The organism is Mesorhizobium sp. M1C.F.Ca.ET.210.01.1.1 (assembly GCF_004791585.1).
Taxonomy (GTDB): Bacteria; Pseudomonadota; Alphaproteobacteria; order Rhizobiales; family Rhizobiaceae; genus Mesorhizobium.
Genome location: NZ_SRUU01000234.1, coordinates 1 through 279, shown reverse-complemented (window position 1 = coordinate 279; position 279 = coordinate 1). Strand labels below are relative to the sequence as shown.

General features: G+C 66.7%; 1 pseudogene. It reads right to left on the bottom strand.

Going from position 1 to position 279, the window contains the following annotated elements:
- Positions 1–279 (bottom strand): annotated as a pseudogene (locus EN853_RS33720) (chemotaxis protein MotC); the annotation flags it as partial.

Here is a 279-nt window from a genome sequence, read left to right as displayed (position 1 = left end):
CGAGGCAAGCGCGAACCGTGCCGCGTCGCCTTGCGTCACCGCAATGCCAACCGAGCGCCGCAAAGCCGCTTCCTCGACCAGAGTGCCGGGGCTGAGCAGCTTGGCCTCATCGAGCAGCATCAACGCGGCGGTCGGCTGGTCCGTGGCGAGCAGTGACCCTTTGACCAAAGCGAGGAACGCGCCGAGATCGCTTGGCTGGGTCATCGGGTCGATCGGCCTCAAGGCTTCGATCGCCTCGCCGGGCCGGCCGTTCAGATAGCCGATCACGCCTTTGGCGAT